We start from the raw sequence: 18,678 nt of genomic DNA, 5'->3' as shown, positions 1-18,678 counted from the left end.
TACTCCTAGTAGTGCATGAATTCAGGGCTGCCCAGCACGATCGCCGACTTCATCGGCTCTGGTGCTTTGGCCACAACGGCAACGGTCTTTGGCGAAAATTTGCTACCACTGATGGTGGCGCCCAGCTGTCTGTACTCGGGCGGAGAATTTACAAGTCCTCGTGCATTGCCGGAAGCCACTGCGGTTGCGAAGTTGAGTCGGTTGAGAAAACTGTCAGGGTTGAGCCATGCGTCTTTGGTGTTCTTGTAACCGTCCGGCGTCAGACAACCATAAAGCGGCTCGCCTTGCAGGCGCATAAATTGCGCCACCACATCGTATCTAGCCGGGTGTGCATCGGTCGCGCGTACGATTGAGACGGCATAGCGAAGTGGTGTTTTGTACTTGGCGTTTTGATATTTGGGATCCCAGAATTCGCTACTGTTGAACATTTCTCGCAGTACTGCTTTGATATCGCCGTCAGTGCTCGAGAATTTTGCAGCCATTTTGTTAACCAGGGTGGCCGGTGGATCATCAGCTACAAAATATTGCGCTAACTGGTAGCTGATGTGGTGTGCGGTTGACGGGTGTGTAGCCAGCATGTCGAGTACGTCTTCGATTTCTTGCTCACCTTTGCCGCTGATTTTCTTTCCCAGGACAATCTTTTCGCCGAAGTCGTGTCGATTAGGTGCGAAGTATGCTCCGTAAGGTCCTACCGGCTCTACGTTTTGTCTTTGCTGGGCGATGTTTTTCATGCCCAGGCCGGTCAAAACTCGCGCCAATTCGGTGACGTCTTTCTGCGTGTATCCGCCATCCACGCCAAGTGTGTGCAGCTCCATCAACTCGCGAGCATAATTCTCGTTCAGCCCGGTGAATTTGCCTCTCGCTCCGGGGCTCTGGGGTGCTGTATTTTGCCAGTTATCCAGATAAAAGAGCATGGCCGGGTGGTGGCATGTCGCACTGAGCAAATCTCTGAATTTGCCCAACGCAAAAGGGCGTATGGCCTGGTCTTCGTACGGACCAACCAGAACATGGTCGAGACCCTTCGTGATACAGACGTTGAAGTGGTTGAACCAGAATTCCGTCATTACCTGTTCGAGCTGACGTGGGCTTTCCACGTCGCGTGTGAGCCGTTTTGTCACGAACTCATCGTTCATGTTTTTGAAGAATTTGCCGAGCATGTTAATCGATTTTTGTGCTGCTGCTTTATCTACTGCCTCATCACCCTGACCTTTTGCAGCTTGAATGGCTTCACTTTGGGCTTGCTTGTTTTCCTTTTTTTGTTGCTGAAGGTCTCTTACATGTTTCAGCAGTTCAGTAATGGACTCTTGTGTAGAGGTTGATTTAGCAACAACAGCTTGCACGGCCGGTGATTCAGGTATGGATGATGGATTGAGTTGCTCATCGATGAAGGCTTTTATGCCCATAGTCTTGACGCGCTGCAAGTCGCCCGGTGCAGGACCGAAAGTAAGGCGGTTGATAACGTGAAGCACCTTGTCGTCGTCAGACGGCGGTTGCGCTAAGGTTGAGTAGGCGGACGTTGTGCTGGTTGCCAGAGTGGTAGCAATTACCATGAGGGAGTTAAAACGTTTCATTGAGCGTCTCCACGAAAGGCGTCATGTAATTACCTACGTAAGTTGTCTGGAAAAAGTTCAAAAATTTTGCGGCTTTTTTGAGAAATTTTTTTTTGAGACAGCAAAACCCAGACCGGTCAAGGTCTACGCACTCTCTGTCGAGCCCGCCAGGCCCGCTGTCACATGATTCTCAGGGTCTGACTCTAGAGGTGGAGCGCTCAGAACCAGGGGTGCTGCCCGCGAACGTAGATGTCGTTGAATTTCTTTTCGTCCAGTCCGAAGTAGATAAATGCTTCTGCAAAACCAACGATAGCGACCAGGGCCGCTATGGCGGGTAACTGGCAGAGTATTGCTGCGACGCTAACAAGCGCCATAATCGCCCCTTCTCGTTTATAACCGAGAACGAACTTGTGTGCGCCGACGAAGCCAAAGAAGACGGCTGCTATGCAAGCGACTTTTCTTTTATCGTTGAAATCAAAGTTAGTAAGTTCGTCCATATAACACCCTGGAGAGACACGAACATTGTACCCCCATGAGGATGTGACAAGACAATCGGCGGCTTCTCTTCGATTGAATACGACCGGTCTATTATTAAAGCTGAAAAAAGTAAGGAGAGGTAGCCCGGCTCAAGCCGGGCTACCAATGAGTTCCTTACCAGTCAGTCAGCAACGCGACGCCGATTACTTGCCTTCGAGGCCGGGAATCGTCACCGCGTTCTGCCCGCCGCCGTTGTTCGAACCGTTCGGCTGCGAGATGGTGTTGAGGTAGTCGAGCGCCTTCTGCCCTTCGAGCATGTTGCCGTCGTTGTCCTGCACCTTCAGCCAGTGGTCCGGCAGGTTGCCCGTGAAGATGCTGTTGGGGAAGCTGCCGCGCCACACGTCGAACTCCTCGAGCAGCTTCTGCATCTGCTTCTGCAGCACGGCATAGCCTTCACGCTTCGCCTTGACGAAGTCGAGGATCTTGTCGTAGAGCGACAGGTCGATGTTCGGGTAGGCCTCGTGCATGGCCGAGTAGAACGAGCCCTTGGCGTTCGGGTCGGCCATCTGGGTCGGGTTGTAGCGCGCCGAGAGGGCGTCCTTGAGCACCTTGTCGAGGGCGGCCGACTTGACGTTGGCGATGCCGACCTGCTCCTTGAGGGAGGCGACGTACTGGTTCAGCTCGATCGTGTTCGAGTTGTTGAGCGAGACGATCTGCTTTTCCTGGCGCAGACCTTCGTTCATCACACCCTGGTAGGTGAGGAACGCCCAGACGCCGGCGGCGAGGACGAGAGCGACGGCACCGAGGCCGATGATTTTTCCGAGTTTCATACGAAATTTCTCCTAGGTTAACTGAATGTCGTCAGCACAGGCTGAGCGGAGGTGCGTGATTGCACCTCCGCCTTCGAACTTGCGTTCAGGCACCGCCTGCGGTGCCGGTAGAGAAGCGATGAACGGTTACTTGCCGTTCAGTCCGGGGATGTCGACGCCGGTCTGCCCGCCGCCGTTGTTGGAGCCGTTGGGTTGCGAGATGGTCTCGAGGTAGTCGAGCGCCTTCTGGCCCTCCAGCTTGTTGCCGTTGTCGTCGGTGGCGACCAGCCAGTGGTCGGGCAGGTTTCCCGTGAACATCGAGTTGGGGAAGCTGCCGCGCCAGGTGTCGAAGTCAGCCAGCATGGACTGCAGCTGCTTCTGGAGCAGGGCGTAGTCCTGGCGCTGACCCTGCACGAAGGTGAGGATCTTGTCGTAGAGCGACAGGTCGATGTTCGGGTAGGCCTCGTGCATGGCCGAGTAGAACGAGCCCTTCGACTTCGGGTCGGCCATCTGGGTCGGGTTGTAGCGCGCCGAGAGGGCGTCCTTGAGCACCTTGTCGAGCGCGTTCGACTTGACGTTGGCGATGCCGACCTGCTCCTTGAGGGAGGCGACGTACTGGTTGAGCTGGATGGTGTTGTTGTTGTTCAGCTCGACGATCTGCTTCTCCTTGAGCAGAGCGACGTTGCCGACGTGTGCCTTGACACCGAAGATGCCGATGATCAGAGCCAGCAGGATGACACCACCGGCGACACCGGCGATGACCTTGTTGTTGATCTGCATGATTCTTGTTTCTCCTTTGGAAATGAACATGGAGAGGTCTCGGACCGTTCAGACCCGAGACCTCACGACAGAATTTGCGCCGTTAGAAGCGGCGCCGATCACGCATGCGCGAGATGACGCTCTGCGGGTTGTTGCCGCTGCCGAAGGGCTCGTGACCGAGCACCTGGCGCAGACTGGGCACAGCCAGGAAGACCATCGCGCCCCAGACGAGCAGCGACAGGAAGAAGACGACCGAGTAGATGGCGAACAGCTGACCGCCGGTCGGCTGGATCTGCGTCTTCAGGTACTCGAAGCCGACGCCGTTGCCCGAGCCCTTGCCCGTCATGCTGACGCGCTTGAAGCCGGTGTCGTCAGCCCACATGATCGACTCCAGCGCACCAGGCGACTGCGTGTGCAGGATGGTCACCTTGTAACTGTCCGCACCCTTGGGTGAGAGCAGTCCCTTGGGCTGTCCGAGGATGGACAGCGGGGTGAGTTCCTTGCCGCCCAGCTGGTTCTGGATGGCGAAGACCATGGTGCTGTTGCCCGTGGGCATGCCGGTCAGAGCGCGCGCCCACTTCACCGTCTTGCCGTCCTCGGTGCCGAGCACGACGACGATGGCGTTCTTGGAGATGGCGTACTTCTCGAACTTGGGCGACTGCCAGTAGGCGGTCAGAGTCGAGATGTAGTTGTCGGGGTCGGTCACCTTGTGGGTGTCGGCGATGACCAGGTAGAGGTCGCCTTGCAGGCTTGCACCCAGGGCGGCGTTGTAGCGCTCGACCGCGGCTGTCCAGGCGGCCTGGTCTGCGCCCGTGTTGCCGACGAAGTAGGCGCGGTCCATGTAGTAGAAATTCTTCACCGAGTGGTTCAGGTTCGGCAGAATTCCCAGCTGCGTGTACTGGTCGATGTACGGCGAGTAACGCTTCAGGGCGGCATCCTGCGAGGCCAGGATGTAGTTGTCGTAGGAGTGCTCCTGCGTCACCGGACCGGGGTCGCCGGCTTCGATGCGCGACTTGGCTTGCGACCACTGCGACGGGATGCCGGAAGGGATGTCGCCAGGCACACGCGAGACGTAATCGCCGCCGTCATCGCCGTGCCACCGGTGCTGGTCAGGGTTGCTGGGCAGCCAGTGGGAGCCGATGGTGTAGTCGCCGAGAGTGGTGCGCACCGTGAAGGTGTATTCCTGCGTCGTATAGGGGCAATCGTGGTGGCGATGCTCCATGTGCGACACTTCGGGGTGATAGACCGCCGGGTGGTAGACCTTGTTCGAGTCGGTGTAGGCAGGCTCCGTGTAGGCGGCCTGGTCCACGACCTTGACCCAGTACCAGTCGCAGGCGTAGGTGTGCTCGCAGTATCCGTCCTTCTCGCAGACGGTGACACCGCGCAGAGCAGCAGCCTCGTAGCCGCCCCAGAACTCCTGGTAGGAGACCTTGTTGTCGAATGCCATCTTGGCGCCGACGTGGTCGACGACAGGGACGACGAGAATCATGAGCACGACCGAAGCGATGGTGGCCTCGGTCGAGGTGATGCGATAGTCAGACTTGACGAAGTGCAGAATCGCCCAGGCGATGGCACCGACGCCGAGCGCGATGGCGCAGCTCCAGAGAGACAGGCTGCCCAGTCCGGGGTAGAGGAATGACGCAAGGATGACCGCGGCGATGAGAACACCGGCGCAGATCAAGTTCTCTTGCGAAAATACCGTCGACCCGGAGGAAGCAGCCTCTTTGTTATCAGGCATACAATTCTCCTTCTTGAGAAGCGATGAGCGTCTGCACAGCAGGCTCTCATCGAAGAATCGACTCGATGGCGAGATGCACATCGAGCTGTTGACGTTGACCTCGTACTCCAGAACCCACAGGCGGCCAGCAAAAATTCGCGGCTGGCGAAGTAGTTGCTTGGGGGATTGGCGGCTGGGAAAGCTGGGTGTTAGCCGGAGGAGATTGAGGTGGTGAAATAACGTCTTAAAGCTACTCTTTGCAACTGCGCGGGCTCAAGAAATAGACGAGCTAGCGCTAGGTATTGCGTTACACACTGAAGAACGTCCGCAGCAGAGGCTTTAGCGGCTCGTCGACTGAATATTTGTGGTTTGATTTACCCGGATTAACTCAAATTCGCTGTGCGACGCTCGCGTGAGGCACTGTCTGGGCATTGGCGGTTTTCAAGCGTGGTCTAATTGACTCTTTTTCGCAATCATTCGCGTTAGCTTGCGCTAGCGGTATATTAACTGGTTATTCGCACTAGCCACGATAACGCCATTTTTCGATTAAATCTCTTTGCAACCGTGGGCGCCCGGTCTGTGCTACCTAGCGCAGGCAGCACTCAAAGCCTGGCACAGGCGGACCTGCGCCGTGTAAGCAAACATCAGTACACAATAGTGGGTAGCCTTTTAGCGCCCATTGCCAAGTGATAGGCTCCTGGTATCTTCTCTCTCCCTCCACAAGACCGCCGAAACTCTCGACAAGTCCATTTCTTCAGCGTATCTCCGTTCTCCGCTACCAGCTTCGGCTAGGAGTAAACGAGTACCTCGAAGTAAGTGGGCTTTGGTTTTGCTGGGAAGTTGAAGACTGCTCGGAGTGCTCGTCGCCTCGTGCGTCAGTGCTCCTATCCTGGGTGTTCGTTGCCTCTGGTGACGTGCATCCGCTTGTGCTCGTCCAAGACATGACGTCAAGGATGGGTCTAACCCTGCGTTCCCCTGATCAAGGAACGTTCATTCAGCTGATGAAAGGTTTAAACACTATGAAGACCATCAACGCGATTCTCGCCGCCCTCGCTGCTCTGTTCCAGTCGCCCGAAGTCGCCGCCGCCAAGAAGGCGCAGCGCCGTCTCGCCGACAACAACAGCAACATCTCCGCCGCCGAGCAGCTGCTCGCCGCGATGAAGGCCCAGCGCATCGAAGACGCCAAGGCCGACGCCGCCGCCCTCGAAGCCGCCATCGCCGCCGCCACCAGCGAAGCCGAGAAGGCCGAACTGCGTCGCCAGGCCGAGCTCGACCTCGTCAACGACCAGACCGACGCCCGCATCAAGGCGCTCGAGGAAGCCATCGCCGCGGCTCGCCAGACCGGCGCCGAGAAGCTCGGTCGCATCGCCGAGAAGCAGGCTGCCGAGCGCACCGCCGAGAAGGCGCGTCGCGAGACCGCCGAAGCCGCGCTCGAAGAGGTGAGCGCCGCCGCCGGCAACAGCGCGAAGTAACGACTTCGCGTTTCAACTGAGGACGGGCAGCTGCAGTTCACTCGCAAGAGGGTTCTGCAGTTGCCCGCACCTCTCGCTCTTTTCTGACCGCAGAAGCAAGTCGCTCTGACATCAAATTCGCAAACCGAAAGGACCATCGAACTATGAAGACCATCAGTGCCATCATCGCCGCCATCGCCGCGATCTTCCAGTCGCCCGAAGTTGCCGCCGCCAAGAAGGCGCAGCGCCACCTCGCCGACAACAACAGCAACATCGCCGCTGCCGAGCAGCTGCTCGCCTCGATGAAGGCTCAGCGCATCGAAGACGCCAAGGCCGACGCCGCCGCGCTCGAAGCCGCCATCGAAGCCGCCACCACCGAAGCCGAGAAGGCCGAACTGCGTCGCCAGTCCGAGCTCGACCGCGTCAACGACCAGACCGACGCCCGCATCAAGGCGCTCGAGGAAGCCATCGCGGCTGCTCGCCAGGCCGGCGCCGAGAAGCTCGGTCGCATCGCCGAGAAGCAGGCTGCCGAGCGCACCGCCGAGAAGACGCGTCGCGAGACCGCCGAAGCCGCGCTCGACGAAGTCAGCGCCGTCGCCGGCTCGAAGTAGCCTCCGCTTCCTGTCCATCACGGACACAGTTCAGTTGATTCTGGACTGGTGTCCCTGCTGGACGGGTGAAACAAGGACATCGGAAGTGGCGTGACCCGCCTCTTCCGGTGCCTCTTGTTTTTCACATTAACTACTATTGCAATTAGTATTTAAATTTCATAACCGTGAAAGCGTTTTAGGGTCCTTCCTTCTCATTATCAGCGGCGATTTTGCCAGCTCAAAAAGCGCATCACTTCAGCAACGGACCAGGCCTGGGCGATGCTGCCACGCGGCAGGTGCGGCCTCGATCCGTCGAATATTTCAGAGATACTGCCTAACCCGGCTTCTTCGATCAGGTGGCTCAAGAGCGGCTGCATGACGAGGTTGATGCGCACAGTTGTCTCTGGTAGCAGTCCATAAACGTTTATCAGTGCGTCGCAATAAGCTCCAAGCAGCCAGGGCCAGGCCATTCCCTGGTGATAAGAGAGATCGCGATGATATTGGTCGGCGTGAGCGAACCCGCACCCGTAGATGCTTTGATAAGCGGAATCTGTGGAAGCGAGGGTACGAACGCCCATCGACGTGAGTAGCTCAGATTCGATGGCGATCAAGACAGACTTCTCCTGGGCTGTCGTCAGCGCTCGGTAAGGAAGTGAGACCGCTAACAACTGATTTGGTCTGATGCTTGACTCGGGCAGGTTGGACGAACCGAATCCTGGCTCTATAACATCGAAGAGGCATTGGCGGTCGGCATTCCAGAATTTTTGCATCGACTGCCGGGCCAGTGTGGCGTAGTGCTCAAGCTCGGTTATTTGACCGTCTAATGCATTTGTGGACCGCGCGAAAAAGATAATTGTCTCCAGAAAGTTGTACCAGAGAGCGCAAAGTTCTACAGCTTTTCCGGCTCGTGGTGTGATCGGATAATCTGCCACTTTTGTGTCCATCCAGCTGTGTTCCTGGTGAACGCCAGAGCATTTGAGAAGACCGTCGCTTGGGTCGATCTTCATGTTTTTGTCGGCGCCGTTGATGTAGTGGTTAGCAGCCTTGAGCATGAGCGGAAGTTGTTCGGTGACGAACTGCACATCTTTTGTCGTCTTGTGATACTGATAGAGCGCCCAGGCCCACCAGAGAGTAACGTCTGCTGCACCATATTCGAAACCGACCGGTGTTCTCGGCTCTTCGATGTAGCGATTGGGCATGACGCCATCTTTGCTGTTATCGGCATAGTGTTTGAGAATGCGTTTTCCATCATCGAACCGTCTTGTTGCCAGCGTCAAACCGGGCATTGCGATCATGGCTGCTCGACCCGATTCAGCAAACCATGGATAGCCTTCGATTACTCCCAGATCGGCATCAGAGTCGGTTGTAGTTTTGCTGACCAGGAATTGGTCGCATGCCAGAACAAGCAGATTAGATGCGGTGTTGCGCGGCAAATTGGCGATGCGCAGAAGATCTCTCTGTCTTTTCAAGTTTTTTTCGACAGCGGCGTGGCAGTCGGGTTTTTCAATAGGCTTGTCCAGGCTGGCGCCCAGGGAAAATTGTTTGTCGGCGTGGAGTTTTGTTGAAACTGAGCCGACGAAAAACAGGTCTTGTTGATCCGGCTCTCCTCTGGCTGTCTCTTCGGGCCAGTGGTAGTCCCACCACCACTGCTTTTGCGACTCGTATTCGCCTTCGTTCCAGGTCAGACAGAGGCGTTTGGCTGCCTCGCTCAGAATGATTACCGAATGATTGGGTGAGACGAATTGCGGATATCTATCGTCTGATGAGCCGGCCAGCTTTTCGTGGAAGTTTCTGTAGCCGGTCAAAAATCGCACTGACAGTCGTACATCAGCCGGAGCATTATCGCTGTCAGGCAGCCAGGTGTAGCCCACATGCACTTCATTTGTGCCCCAGGTGAGCGTGCATTGCTTGATCAAATAGTTGCCGTTGATTTCGTAAACCCAGGTCGGACTGGGGAGAATCGAGAAAGATTCGATTTGCTTATAGCCGGTCGGTGAGACTACTCCGGAAGCCCAATGGTTGGTAGCCAGCTGGTGGGTCGTGCCGTTGATGGTCAGCAATTCGTCAACCTGGGAGAGGATGACGTTGCGATTGTGGGGCGGGTCGAGCGCTGCTACGAGCAGAGCGTGGTAGCGCCGCGTTTGTGCACCAGATACGGTGCCAGAGCTGTAGCCGCCCAGCCCGTTCGTCAACAGCCATTCCCGATGGTCGGGTTGTTCACGTGACGGATACCAGAGCGGCACGTCATAGACGAGATCCTGGTACTTCGATTTTAGCCAGTTGATCAACCCGAAGGTCATGTGTCACTTGCCTCCGCCTTAATCGTACCCTCTTCGCATGTCTCCTATTTGTGTCTTTCGAAATTGCTTTCCAGATTCGTGTTTGGTTGAGTTGTTTTGAGGGTGCCTGTCTGCAACTTGTCTGTTTTGTTGAAAAACTGACCGAACTGTCTGGTCTGTAGAGCTTCTGGTTTTGAGAGTGTCTGACTGTTGGAAACTTTCTGTTTTTGAAAATGTTGTACTGTATGCCGTAATAGAAAATGGAAAAAATTGAAGCGACTGAGAGTTCGTGGGTTCGAACTCTCAGTGCTTCAATGCCGACCGTTACTTCGTGGAGCCGGACGGTGCGACAGGGTCTTCGGGCATCGTCGCGTGGATGGTCTCGACGCGCTTCCAGCCCTGAGACTTCTTGTCGTAGAAGTAGCGTTCACCGTTGAACTCCAGGCGGAAGACGAAGCCCAGGTATTGAGCTGCCTTGCCGCAGGCGTGGAAACGACGACCGTAGAGCTTGTAGACCTGCTCCGGCGAGGCGACTTCCTCGTCGAGACGGAGCTTGAGCACGATCACGCCGGGGTCGGTTGCACCCTTGCCGCGACCGTCGAGCACCAGGTCGGCGCTCTTGATGGCGAAGTTGACCTGGTCGTGCTCGCTGCCCTTCCATTCGCTCATCTTGTGCTCTTCGCGCAGACGGGCGAGTTCAGCGGCCGGGCCGGGACGAACGCGCTCTTCGTCGCCGACCGCCTTGTCGGCGATGACGACGATTGCCCAGGCAGCATCGGCGTAGTTCCGACGGCTGAAGGAGCGCGGCTTGAGGACGACCTCGGAACGATGGCAGGCAATCACGCGAGAGATCTCGCGGATGTCGTCCCTCGTGAAACCGAGCTTCTTCAGGTACTTGCGCGACCACTGAGCGCCGACGCGAGCGTGGTCGTCAGGGTTGATGCCACCGCCAACGTCGTGCAGGAAGCCGGCGACGGGGATGATCACCTCACGGGTGTGGGGCGAGAGCATCCCGGGAATCAGGTTGTCGATCGACGTGGCCAGGCTGACCGCGACGTCGCGAACCAGGGTGAAGTGCGTCAGGTCGTGATAGGTCTGACTGGCCCGCTTACGGTCGCCCTCAGCGCACAGAGCCAGTACTTCCGGGTCGGTGTAGACCTGCGGAACGAGGGACTTGTAATCGGGAACTTGTTGTTCCATGTAACCTCCGGTTATAAGCCTCCAGCGCGACCGTTATGGACAAACAGTCGCGTTCAGAGAGTGGTTGATTGAGAAAAGTTGCTACATCAATCCAAAACGTAGGTCGCACCCAGGTTCAGCAAGCTCGATTTTTCAGAATCAAAAGGGCTGAGGTAGGGGGTCTCCAGATGTTCAAGTGTGAAAGATGTATGTTTTGACCCTAACAAGTTGAAGTAATCAAGCTCAAGCCTTGCGCGGGCTCGATTTGAAGGTTTTTTCGGCGCGGGAGTCAGTATTGTTGCCCTCTGTGTACGCTGGTTCACAAAAGTAGGCCAATCTAGAAAGCTCGCGAAGCAAACAGAGCTTGGTTCTCAAGCGGTCGTGCGAAAGCGCTGGTGATTGCAGGCGTCAGGACAAGCCCGGACGCTAGCAAAGCCTCGCCATTTCATTTGCTTAAGGTGTGCGCTTTTACGGCGCGGCAGTTTCGCCGTTCATGACGGTGATCAGGTGTTCGATCAGTCTTTCAGCTTGACTGCGACCCAGTTCATCCCAGTGTGCGACGTTGTATGACTTGCTTGAAAAGGCGTCGGCTTGTTCGTCTGTCCAGCCGACCAGATCGAGCGCTCTGCCCAGAATGGTCAGGTAATTCTGATCGGTGACTTCACCTAATCCAAGCAGGTCGCTATCGCTTGGACTCGGTTCTTCTGCTGCGACATTGAGATTAACAGCTGGTCCGAGATTTATCTCTTCAGCAGGGGACGCTTTTACTTCAGGCACGAATTCTTGCGGCATTGGTTGCCAGGGCGAGCTCAGCTCCCCTTGCAGTTCTTGCTTGAGAGTTACAGAAATGAGGAGCTGTCTCAGTTCATCTATTTGCCTGGAGATTTCAATGAAGCGTCGTTCCGTAAAACTTCTAAAGCCAATCAGAGCTTCCATCAAGACTTCAGGGTTGCCTGGAGGAGTTGGCAGTCCTATCAATTTCGGTGAAACCAGACCTTCGGCTTCGAGCTGCGGGCGAATTTGAGAAGTAGGCCAGCCCTGATCTACGAGCTCTTTGATGCGTTCCAGAACGGATAAGTCTTCGGCACGGTATTGGCGCTGTTGTCCACGACCGCGTTTGATTTCAAGCCCGAACATCAACTCCCAGCGTCTTAACTGGTGAACAGACAGTGCCAGGCGAGCGGCAACAGCGTTAATCGACATCAGTTCGGTCATGGAATTCCCTGCGCTAAGTATCCCTAATTTATACACCATACTAGCGCAGCTATGACAACTCTCGATGTTTGATTTTATACTATATCGTTCAGTAAAAAGGGTGAAAAAGGAAGTGGTTCGGGTAATCCCGAGACCACTTCCGTGCAGTCGGAAAGCGAGAGGCGATGTCTTCGTTGGTCCGTCAATTCAGTCAGAGACTGAGAATCAGGACCGTAGAGACTGTGCCTTCAAGCTTCCCGATTGGCCAGTTGGTCTGCGGTCAGTTGACGCGCAGGTTGCCGTTGATGTCGTACCAGACGTAGCCGCGGTAGTAGTTGTCCCAGCGGGCGATGTGGCGCACCGTGTAGCTGCCGCGGTACGGGTCGTAGACACGCTCGTAGACGATGCGGGTGGGCGGGATGGGCGGATAGTTGCGCCAGCCGCCGTCGGGGTACGGGTAGGGGTAGCCGCGATGACCGCCACCGATGATGATGTCGATGCCACCGCCGCCGATGACGATGCCGCCGCCGCGGTTCCAACCGCCGTAGCCGCCGCGGTAGTCGTGACCGTAGTTGCCGCCGTTGTAGCCGCCACGGTAGTCGTGACCGTAGTTGCCGCCGTGGTAACCGCCGTGACCGCCGTGGTGTTGAGCCTGAGCCGTGCCAGCGAACCCGAGCATCATGACGGCCAGTGCTGCGAAAACTGTGAGCTTTTTCATAACTGTGTCCTCGTGGGTGGTTAGCGCGAAATCTCAGTTCGGCCTCACCCTTTTAGATGTGAAACGAGCCTGTCTCCACCATGGAAACGGGCTGCGCGAGATCGCCTGACGCCGCAAAATTCCGCTTTGCACCTGAATCCGGTCTTTATCGCACTCCGGTGATGGAGAGCAATAAGCATCGGAAAAGCTGAAGGAGAGATGTGCTTGGCGGGAAGTTGGAGGCGTTTTGGCAGAAAAAACGAAAGTACGGTGTGACGCTAACAAAAAGACGAAAAACAACACAAGGGCTGGCTATGCGTAGATTGGGGAATTTAAGCTCGATCTAAAAATCTCACCTCTTTACAATTGCCTTCTCTCACTCATCCTCCATTCTTTCGTCACGCTGAAAGGTAAACAGGATCAGGCTTCTGGCGCTATATGACGCTATCTGAAGTTCGCGAGCTAGCGCGTGCCTCGCTACGACGACGATTTCAAAGAAGTGGGAAAATCGAGACGCGGAAACTACAATATCCAAATCAGCGAAGTAAGCGATTTAATGCCTTCCAACGGTTGGGAGATGTGATTCGCTACGAGGGGGTAATTGTGGCCAGCCAGACGGGAAAAACAAACGAACATGGGCTTCGACGGGCGTTTGTCGTCGTCATTGATGGATGTGGAATTGGAGCCGCCCCTGATGCGGCAGAGTTTGGCGACCTCGATAATTGCAACACTCTAGCGAATACTGCCCGCGAAACAGGCGGTTTGAAGCTGCCCAATATGGCTCGTCTGGGTCTGGGAAATATCGCTCCGATTGCCGGCGTGCAGGCGATCGAAAAGAGTGTCGGCATGTTTGGCAAGCTGCAAGAGTGCAGCAACGGCAAAGATACGCAAACCGGTCACTGGGAGATGATGGGCGTAGTTAACGACATTGCCTTCCCCTATTATCCGCAGGGTTTTCCAGACGATGTTATCCAGAGATTTATCGATGAGACCGGCTGCAAGGGCGTACTCTGCAATAAGCCGGCCTCTGGAACTGCAGTATTAGACGAACTGGGTGAAGAACATCAGCGCACTGGTTTTCCGATTGTTTATACAAGCGGCGACAGCGTTTTTCAGATTGCCACGCACGAAAGTACTGTTCCTCTGGAAACGCTCTACAAGTGGTGTGAAATAGCGCGCCGACAGTTGCAAGGCAAGCACCGCGTCGGTCGAGTCATTGCCCGTCCGTTTACGGGCACGCCTGGCAATTGGAAACGCATGAGTGGCGCCCGTCACGACTATGCTGTGCCACCTCCGTCTCCGACTTTGCTTGATGCACTGTCGGCAAAAGGAATCGGCGTGTTCGGTATCGGCAAGATCGAAGACATTTTTACAGGCCAGGGTTTGACGCACGCGCAGCATACCGGTTCAAATCAGGAAGGTCTTGAGCTGACTCTGCAGTCGATCACAAATCAGGTTGATTACGAAAAGGTTCGTCTTGCTAAAGAAAAACCAGAGCATGTGCAGTTTGTTTTCACCAACTTGGTTGATACTGACTCGCTTTTCGGTCATCGCCGAGATGCGAAGGGCTATGCCGCGGCCTTGAGCGAAATTGACGAATGGCTGGGCAAAATTCTCAAATCAATGACCAATGATGACCTCCTGATTATTTCATCTGACCATGGCAACGACCCGACTGCACCAGGCACCGACCACACCAGAGAGTTTGTGCCGCTGCTTGCTTATTCGCCAGGCTTCCAGTCGGCGTCTGATTTAAATGTCGGCATTCGTGACGGTTTTACCGACGTTGCTGCCAGTGTAGCTGACTGGGTCGGCACAAAATGGGATGGTCCGGGCGTTTCATTTGTTTCAAGCGCGCGCGCTGCGATGGTTTAGTGGCGGTGACGGCAAAGACTATCCTCGGATAAGGAGATTAACGTGGATTTGAAAGGCGCAAAACTAATAGATTTCACGGGTAAGGTCGTTGGTGCTCAGCAGTTTGATCGTTTTACCGATGAAGTGACCAGCGCTGTGCGCAACCACAAAGGCACCAGGGTCGCGGTTGTTATCGACCCTGGTTTCGGGTTTACAGCTGAGGCACCGCATCTGGTGTCTGACCATATCAATTTGACTGGTTCCAATCCACTATTGGGTCCTAATGATGCCTGTGGTGAACGGTTTCCAGTCGTCAATGATATTTACCTGGTCGAGGAAATGCCTGGCAAGATTCTACCGGCGATTCAGCGCGGTGTGCTGGGCGGGCTCAAGCAAGGTGTGGTGCCGGATGCGGCTGAGACTGCTAAGTTGAAGAGTCTGGGAGCCGAATTCTTTTCCTATAATCTCGCTCAAACGATGATTGTTGCCGCTCATTCAGGGTGGAAAGTGATCGGTATTGTCGTGCCTTCCAGGTTGCCGCTGGACGGGGCCCTGATGAATGAAATCAAGTCGTTGATCAATTAGGAGTTTCTGATGAAGACTGAATCCTGGAATATCGAAGCAAAATCAGCGAGTAGTTCCGTTGGCATTTTAAAGGCTGCATGCAAGCGTGTGCCGGATGCCGCGGTTGTGCTTGGTTCTGGTGTCAAAGTGTTGATGGATCTGCATGATCCAGTTGCTTTGCCCTTTGAAGAGGTCTTCGGCATCGCGCCGACAATCGCCGGACACGCAGGATCGATTGTCGTCGGGCGGTTGGTCGAGGCTCCTGATGGTCCTCTGGTAGCGGTTCTCCGTGGACGATTCCACCTCTATGAAGGTCACGACTGGTCTGTTGTCACACTGCCGGCGCGAGTACTTGTTGAATGGGGCGTTCCCAAGCTGTTTCTGACAAACGCGGCTGGTGGGTTGAACAAATCGTTCAACGTTGGCGACTTGATGGTGCTGACTGGCTATCGCGATTTTCTCAATCCTGAACACAAGGAAAAGGGTCTTGTGTCGGCGCTTATGAAAGATCCAGTTGCTTGCGCCAATGCGCTTACAGACAAGGTTATCGAAATCGGCAAAAAGCTCAGTGGCGCCGATCAGTCGTTTGTGCCGTTGCAGCAAGGTACTTACGCCGCCTGTCTGGGTCCTTCATATGAGACTATGGCTGAGATAGAGATGCTGCGACGACTGAATGCCGACGCCGTTGGTATGTCGACTGTGCCGGAACTGCTCACAGCGGCGGGAACAGGCACCGTAGCGGCGGCCATATCTGTGGTCACCAATGTCTGGAAAGAGGGTGAGGCGATGGGTGGACACGAAGAGGTGTTGGAGGCTTCCAAGCAAGCGTCATTGCGTCTGGACAAGCTTTTCCATGCCGTGCTTACTTCGATCTAGCTGAGCCTATCTGTTTTCTTCTTTCTTCGACCGTCCTGCGTTTTCGCAGCGCGTTCTGTGCTTTTGACTGCCCTTTGTTCTTGTGTGCCACCGTATTTGGTGGCACTGGAAGCAAAATTTTTTTTCTGCGTGCGGCTGTTTTGTTGTACTGGCATCACGGCTATAACTGTCTTTGACGCAGACCAGGCAAATTCCGCAGTTTGCTACGGAACTTGCCTGGTCGGACATGCTTTCAGGGCGTCACCTATGGGCTGCAGCAGTCGAGCTCGGCTGGTTTGATCACCGTGTTGTCGAAACAATGGGCGATGATTTTGCGATGCTGGTCGAAAGCGATATCGGCAGGCAGTTCGCCCTGGCTGAATACGCCTACTTCGCTCTCTTCATCACCAGGCTTAATCGAACCTCCGACCACGGCAGCCTTGTAAACCAGAATGATTTCATTGACGTCGTGACAGGGGGCGTAGGCGCCAATCAGGCTGACGATTTTGACTTTCAGCCCGGTCTCTTCGAAACACTCGCGCGCCGCTGCCTCTTCGCCCGTCTCGCCAGCTTCCATGTAGCCGCCGGGAATGCACCACTGTCCGGTGGCGGGTTCGATTGCGCGACGCACGAGGACGATTTTGCCATTGATTTCAACGACGCAAACAACCACGGGTTTGGGGCTGTCCCAGTGTACGTAGCGGCAACCGCGTCGAGTGCATGCCAGTCTCAGTCTTCCGCAGATCTGCGCCTGACGCAGTCTGCCACGGCAAATCGGGCACCAGCGAACATTGTGGAAGTGAGCCGGCGGCGGCGTCTCCCTGCCACGCTGCTGCCCGAAAACCTGCCATCCGCGTCGCCGTGCCAGGAGCAACAGCAGGATGACAGCCAAAATCAGCACACCACATATGGTGCGCAAGGTGAATATCTCCATGGGTCCCTCGTTTCTGAAGATACGCATTAGCAGCGGTGTTTACAGGTCGTTCGAAGACCACTGAGGTGGGCGTCGAGCGACCTTAACAGGTTCCAGCTCTGCCGGATCTGTTCTGGCAACAGCAGTCTTGTGCACTGATGTGCGCAGGAGACGACTGTTACTCGTGCTGTTATCTACGTGTGGGTGGTGTTCGGGTTAGAACGGAAAAATAAAAAGGCTACTTTTACCTAGCAGAAGTATGCATCGATAAACAAGTAAACGCTCTGGTCTGCCAGAGCTTGATAGGTGAGGAGTCTGGGATATAGGGGAGCTGCTCAGATTGTGCCTGCGCCTGTTTATGGTCCCTGGACTGGTCGCCCTGTTGACATCAGCGGAATTTCTTAATCAAACCTAGCGCCAGTGTGCAAGTTGCGCTACATCATTTAAATGGCTCAACGGTGCCGCTTTGCAACCAGGGGAGCAGTCAAGAGTATCCACAAAACTAGCCCGAAATTGACATGTATTCAAGTGTTCGAGCTCCGGTGCGGTGCGCTCTGTGCTGCTGCCTTCAGCCCTCAAATTAGGCGGAAGTTAGTTTGGTTAGCTTGCTTACCGGTGAGGTGTTGCCATAGGCTCTCATAGTCTTCCTCTCTTCACCTTCTCCAGTTTCTTCTCAACAGCCCACCACCAGCATCTTCCATCGATTCTTTTCTTGCCTGCATCGCTGTCTGTGCGATGAAGGTGCTGGTCGACGAGGTTCCTGGAGTTGTTCAAAGGCGTTGAAGACTACTTCGCCTGTCACTTGTGAGCCGTATCGATAGCTGCCTCTGATTCTTGGACTGGGTCAGATTCGGCTTCGTAGACGTTAGCACAGTGAATTCTTATGCCAACCTGCGCACGGTATCACCCATGATGCCCAATGCTGCTTTGCGAGGGAGCGGCATGCGCAGCTATTCCGGCATTCAGCCGGTGTTTTGAAAGAGGTGTCGTATGCACGTAAAGTTCACCATCTCCCCGACGCTCAACAGCGAAGGTGGAGTCCAATCAATCCGCACGCCGATGCTCATGCTCACGAAGATCCAGGGCATGGGTCTGGGAGCTGGGCCGAAGGCGATCGATGCGCACTGTGACGGACTTTTGTCGCAGGCGCTCGAGCAGCACGGCTTCCGGGCTGAGCTGGCCGAGGCTGTCACGGTCGAGCTTGGCTCGGACAGTCCGCAGCAGTACCTGGTCATGATGGGGCTGGGCAGTGTCCAGAACTTCAACCCCTGTGGGCTGCACGATGTCATCGAGGCGGCTGTCGACCAGGCGCTGTCGAAGGGCTGCAACAAGCTGACCGTTCCCGTGGTGGCCAATCGGCTCACTGCGCTCAACATCAACCTGCGGGGCACTGCCCACATCGTTCGCCAGTCGGTCGAGCGTAAGCTCGGCGCCATCGAGTCTGACCAGACGTTCGAAGTCGAGTTCGTCTGCACGGCTCAGGCCAAGCGTCACATCCAGCAAGGTCTCGACGTGGTCTGCCAGCACCGCAAGGACCGCTGCTGCAAGGGCGACAAGGACTGATGTTTCAAGCTCGCTGCTAGCTAGCTGTATCAGGTAGCAGATTCAGTTAGTTCGAGGAAGCAGCTCTTGCGGTGTTGATACCAATCGTGGTTTCACCCGCAAGACTGCCCTCGGACTCATTTTTCTCTAGCACTGCCTTTTGTTTTCTGACCTTCCCCCCATTTAGTAGACAGTGGTCTAAAGCCGACCCGCTTTAGGCCACTTTCTTACCTTTTTGGCCTTTTTCC

At 55.5% G+C, this 18,678-nt stretch carries 16 protein-coding genes; 6 read left to right on the top strand and 10 right to left on the bottom strand.

All coding sequences use genetic code 11. The features are described from left to right. Window positions 1-5: 5 nt before the first annotated feature. From EKK48_08950 to EKK48_08930, 5 genes are all read right to left on the bottom strand, one after another. Window positions 6-1,571, bottom strand: a complete 1,566-nt coding sequence (locus tag EKK48_08950) for a DUF1800 domain-containing protein (protein RTL43408.1) — start codon at window positions 1,569-1,571, stop codon at window positions 6-8. 197 nt (window positions 1,572-1,768) lie between these two features. Next, window positions 1,769-2,047: a TM2 domain-containing protein gene (locus EKK48_08945; GenBank protein RTL43407.1), complete on the bottom strand. Its 279-nt coding sequence runs from the start codon at window positions 2,045-2,047 to the stop codon at window positions 1,769-1,771. A 183-nt stretch (window positions 2,048-2,230) separates the two neighbouring features. After that, window positions 2,231-2,857: a hypothetical protein gene (locus EKK48_08940; GenBank protein ID RTL43406.1), complete on the bottom strand. Its 627-nt coding sequence runs from the start codon at window positions 2,855-2,857 to the stop codon at window positions 2,231-2,233. Between the two features lie 126 nt (window positions 2,858-2,983). Further along, entirely contained in the window at window positions 2,984-3,616 is a 633-nt protein-coding gene (locus tag EKK48_08935; GenBank protein ID RTL43405.1) for a hypothetical protein, read from the bottom strand. Window positions 3,617-3,698: 82 nt separating this feature from the next. Continuing rightward, on the bottom strand, window positions 3,699-5,333 hold the full coding sequence (locus tag EKK48_08930; protein RTL43404.1) for a hypothetical protein: 1,635 nt from the start codon (window positions 5,331-5,333) through the stop codon (window positions 3,699-3,701). A 998-nt stretch (window positions 5,334-6,331) separates the two neighbouring features. On the opposite strand from EKK48_08930, the gene EKK48_08925 reads away from it, so the two are divergent. Together EKK48_08925 and EKK48_08920 are read left to right on the top strand one after the other, a co-directional pair. Beyond that, the gene (locus EKK48_08925) at window positions 6,332-6,784 is read left to right on the top strand and encodes a hypothetical protein (protein ID RTL43403.1); all 453 of its coding nucleotides are present in this window, start codon (window positions 6,332-6,334) and stop codon (window positions 6,782-6,784) included. Between the two features lie 143 nt (window positions 6,785-6,927). Then, the gene (locus EKK48_08920; GenBank protein RTL43402.1) at window positions 6,928-7,374 is read left to right on the top strand and encodes a hypothetical protein; all 447 of its coding nucleotides are present in this window, start codon (window positions 6,928-6,930) and stop codon (window positions 7,372-7,374) included. A 197-nt stretch (window positions 7,375-7,571) separates the two neighbouring features. Here EKK48_08920 and EKK48_08915 read toward each other — a convergent pair whose 3' ends face one another. From EKK48_08915 to EKK48_08900, 4 genes are all read right to left on the bottom strand, one after another. After that, on the bottom strand, window positions 7,572-9,653 hold the full coding sequence (locus EKK48_08915; protein RTL43401.1) for a hypothetical protein: 2,082 nt from the start codon (window positions 9,651-9,653) through the stop codon (window positions 7,572-7,574). A 303-nt stretch (window positions 9,654-9,956) separates the two neighbouring features. Continuing rightward, the gene (locus EKK48_08910; protein RTL43400.1) at window positions 9,957-10,832 is read right to left on the bottom strand and encodes an HD domain-containing protein; all 876 of its coding nucleotides are present in this window, start codon (window positions 10,830-10,832) and stop codon (window positions 9,957-9,959) included. A gap of 447 nt (window positions 10,833-11,279) precedes the next feature. Then, entirely contained in the window at window positions 11,280-12,065 is a 786-nt protein-coding gene (locus tag EKK48_08905) for a MerR family transcriptional regulator (protein ID RTL43399.1), read from the bottom strand. Between the two features lie 220 nt (window positions 12,066-12,285). After that, window positions 12,286-12,723, bottom strand: coding sequence for a hypothetical protein (locus EKK48_08900; protein ID RTL43398.1), 438 nt, complete (start codon window positions 12,721-12,723; stop codon window positions 12,286-12,288). A gap of 417 nt (window positions 12,724-13,140) precedes the next feature. Between EKK48_08900 and EKK48_08895 the strand changes: the two genes are divergently transcribed. From EKK48_08895 to EKK48_08885, 3 genes are read left to right on the top strand one after another with little or no spacing between them, the layout of a single operon-like run. Then, complete coding sequence (locus EKK48_08895) at window positions 13,141-14,577, top strand: phosphopentomutase (protein ID RTL43397.1); 1,437 nt, start codon at window positions 13,141-13,143, stop codon at window positions 14,575-14,577. Window positions 14,578-14,619: 42 nt separating this feature from the next. Next, window positions 14,620-15,141, top strand: coding sequence for a hypothetical protein (locus EKK48_08890; protein ID RTL43396.1), 522 nt, complete (start codon window positions 14,620-14,622; stop codon window positions 15,139-15,141). A gap of 9 nt (window positions 15,142-15,150) precedes the next feature. Continuing rightward, complete coding sequence (locus tag EKK48_08885) at window positions 15,151-15,996, top strand: purine-nucleoside phosphorylase (GenBank protein ID RTL43395.1); 846 nt, start codon at window positions 15,151-15,153, stop codon at window positions 15,994-15,996. 244 nt (window positions 15,997-16,240) lie between these two features. Here EKK48_08885 and EKK48_08880 read toward each other — a convergent pair whose 3' ends face one another. Further along, a complete protein-coding gene (locus EKK48_08880; GenBank protein ID RTL43394.1) occupies window positions 16,241-16,936 on the bottom strand; it encodes an NUDIX domain-containing protein in 696 nt (231 codons plus the stop codon). Window positions 16,937-17,878: 942 nt separating this feature from the next. Here EKK48_08880 and EKK48_08875 point away from each other — a divergent pair. Then, window positions 17,879-18,451 carry a hypothetical protein gene (locus EKK48_08875; GenBank protein RTL43393.1) on the top strand — a complete coding sequence of 191 codons (573 nt, stop codon included), beginning with the start codon at window positions 17,879-17,881 and terminating at the stop codon, window positions 18,449-18,451. Window positions 18,452-18,678 lie beyond the last annotated feature (227 nt).

Source organism: Candidatus Melainabacteria bacterium, assembly GCA_003963305.1.
Taxonomy (GTDB): Bacteria; Cyanobacteriota; Vampirovibrionia; order Obscuribacterales; family Obscuribacteraceae; genus PALSA-1081.
The sequence above is the reverse complement of the archived record's forward strand: the minus strand, read 5'-3'. Positions and strand labels throughout refer to the sequence as shown.